At 73.5% G+C, this 2,688-nt stretch carries 3 protein-coding genes; all 3 read left to right on the forward strand.

What is annotated here, in order from left to right; translation table 11 throughout:
• A partial coding sequence (gene kamD / locus DZF91_RS25385) for a lysine 5,6-aminomutase subunit alpha (RefSeq protein WP_117359737.1) occupies positions 1–1,254 on the forward strand: 1,254 nt, incomplete at its 5' end.
• Between the two features lie 4 nt (positions 1,255–1,258).
• A complete protein-coding gene (gene kamE, locus DZF91_RS25390; RefSeq protein ID WP_117359738.1) occupies positions 1,259–2,113 on the forward strand; it encodes a lysine 5,6-aminomutase subunit beta in 855 nt (284 codons plus the stop codon).
• Positions 2,110–2,574 (forward strand): 3-aminobutyryl-CoA ammonia lyase, encoded by a 465-nt coding sequence (gene kal / locus DZF91_RS25395; RefSeq protein WP_199486883.1) that lies wholly within the window; start codon positions 2,110–2,112, stop codon positions 2,572–2,574. The genes kamE and kal overlap by 4 nt, the downstream gene beginning before the upstream one ends.
• The last annotated feature ends 114 nt before the right edge of the window (positions 2,575–2,688 follow it).

A 2,688-nucleotide genomic window follows, 5' to 3' on the forward strand; every position in this document is an offset into this window, starting at 1 on the left:
GGGGCCGACGCCCGCACCGCCCACGAGGCCGCCCGGCGCGCCGCCCGCGCCGGCATGACCCGCATCGACCGCCGCCGCGCCGAACGCGACCGGATGCTCGCCGAGGTCGGCGACCCGCCCCAGCCGTGGATCTACCTCATCGTCGCGACCGGCGACATCTACGAGGACATCCCGCAGGCACAGGCCGCCGCCCGCGAGGGCGCCGACGTCGTCGCCGTCATCCGCTCCACCGGGCAGTCGCTGCTGGACTTCGTCCCCGAGGGCGCCACCCGCGAGGGCTACGCCGGCACGTACGCCACCCAGGAGAACTTCCGGCTCATGCGCGCCGCCCTGGACGACGTGTCGCGCGAACTCGGCCGGTACGTGCGGCTCACCAACTACGCCTCCGGGCTGTGCATGCCCGAGATCGCCACCCTCGCCGGCCTCGAACGCCTCGACATGATGCTGAACGACTGCATGTACGGCATCATCTTCCGCGACATCAACCCCCGCCGCACCTTCATCGACCAGCGGTTCTCCCGGCAGATCCACGCCCGCGCCGGCATCGTCATCAACACCGGCGAGGACAACTACCTCACCACCGCCGACGCCGTGGACGCCGCGCACACCGTCATCGTGTCGCAGCTGCTCAACGAGCGGTTCGGGCACGAGGCGGGCCTCGCCGACGCGCAGCTCGGCCTCGGCCACGCCTTCGAGATCAACCCGAGGATCCCCGAGTCGTTCCGGCTGGAGCTCGCGCACGCCCAGCTCGTCCGCGAGCTGTTCCCCGACGCGCCGCTGAAGTACATGCCGCCGACCAAGCACATGACCGGCAACATCTTCGCCGGGTACCTGCTGGACGCGTTCTTCAACCTCGCCGGCGTCATGACCGGCCAGTCGATCATCCTCATCGGGATGATGACCGAGGGCATCCACACCCCCTGGCTGTCGGACCGCGACCTGGCGCTGGAGAACGTCCGCTACGTCCGCGACGCGGCCGGCGGCCTCGCCGAGGACTTCGTCCCCCGCCCGGGCGGGTTCGTCGCCGAACGCGCCCGCCGCGTCCTCGCCGAGTCCGTCGAGCTGCTGGAGAAGGTCGAGCGGGACGGCCTGCTCACCGCGATCGCCGAGGGCACCTTCGGCGTCACCCGCCGCCCCCCGGACGCGGGCAAGGGCCTGGACGGCGTCGTCGAGCGCGCCGACGGGTACGTCAACCCCGCCATCGAGATCCTCGACAGCGAGACCCGCACGCCGCGTCCGCACCGCAGGAGGTGACCGCATGACCATCGACCCCACCGCCGGCTCGGCGACCGGCCCGGCGACCGGCACCGACACCCAGGCGCCCGCCGAACCCGCCGACACCCGGCAGGTCATCCGCCCCTACGGCGACACCACCGGCGACGGCCTGGTCCAGATGTCGTTCACCCTGCCCGTCCCCGCCGGGCCCCGCGCCGACGCCGCCGCGCTGCAGCTGGCCGGGAAGATGGGCCTGGACCCGGCCAGCGTCGTGCACGCCAAGCCGATGGGCCCCGACTTCACCTTCTTCATCGTCTACGGCCGCACCAACCACCTCATCGACTACGCCTCGATCCCCGTCCCCGAGGGCCGCGAGTACCCGCTGCTGTCCGCGCCGGAGATCAACCAGGCGATCCGCTCCGGCCTCGGCCGCCGCCTGGTCGTCGTCGGCGCCTGCATCGGCACCGACGCCCACACCGTCGGGATCGACGCGATCCTCAACGTCAAGGGCTTCGCGGGGGAGAAGGGCCTGGAGTACTACCGCGAGATCCAGGTGGTCAACATGGGCGCCCAGGTCACCGTGGAGGAACTCGTCGCCCGCGCCAAGCAGGCCGACGCCGACGCCGTCCTGGTCTCCCAGGTCGTCACCCAGCGCAACGCCCACCTGCACAACACCAAGCAGATGGCCGCCGCGTTCCACGCCGAGTACCCCACGGCGGTCGCCGCCGGGATCGGCCGGCCCCTGCTGGTCGTCGGCGGCCCCCGCTTCGACACCGTCACCCCGTCCGACCTGGGCGTGGACCGCATCTTCGGCAAGGGCACCACCCCCTCGGAGGTCGCGTCCTACCTGGTCCACGCCCTGCTGCCCGCCGCGTCCGGCACCGAGGAGACCCCGTGACCGACCCGACCACCGCCCCCGCCCCCGCCCCCACAGTCGGAGCCACAGTCGGAGCCGCCGGGGCCACCGGAGCCACCGGGGCCGACCCGCGGCAGGGCCTGACCGTCACCCACCGCCGCTACGTCCCCTACTCCCACGCCCACTACGCGGGGAACCTGGTGGACGGCGCCTACGTCCTCGGCCTGTTCGGCGACGTGGCGACCGAGGTGTGCATCCGCACCGACGGCGACGAGGGCCTGTTCGCCTCCTACTCCGACGTCCAGTTCCGCGCGCCGCTGCGCGCCGGGGACGTCGTGGAGGCCACCGCCGTGGTCACCCGCGTCGGCCGCCGCAGCCGCACCCTGGACCTGTCGGCGCGCGTGGTGTGCCGGGGCCGGCCCGACAAGGGGGAGTCGGCCGCCGAGGTCCTCGACGAGCCGATCACCGTCGTCACCGCCACCGGCACCGTCGTGGTGCCCTGACCCCACCACCGCCGCACCTTCCGCGGGGCGCGCGCCGGGCGCACGCCCGGCCCGTCCGCCGCGTCTGTGACACGACGCGGTGGACGGGTCCCCGCGCGCCCGCCGCGACGCGCC

It is taken from the genome of Actinomadura logoneensis, assembly GCF_003428695.1.
Classification (GTDB): Bacteria; Actinomycetota; Actinomycetes; order Streptosporangiales; family Streptosporangiaceae; genus Spirillospora; species Spirillospora logoneensis.

Coding starts and splice junctions, on each gene's coding strand:
- kamE (WP_117359738.1), top strand. CDS start 1,259: ATGACCATCGACCCCACCGCCGGCTCGGCGACCGGCCCGGCGACCGGC.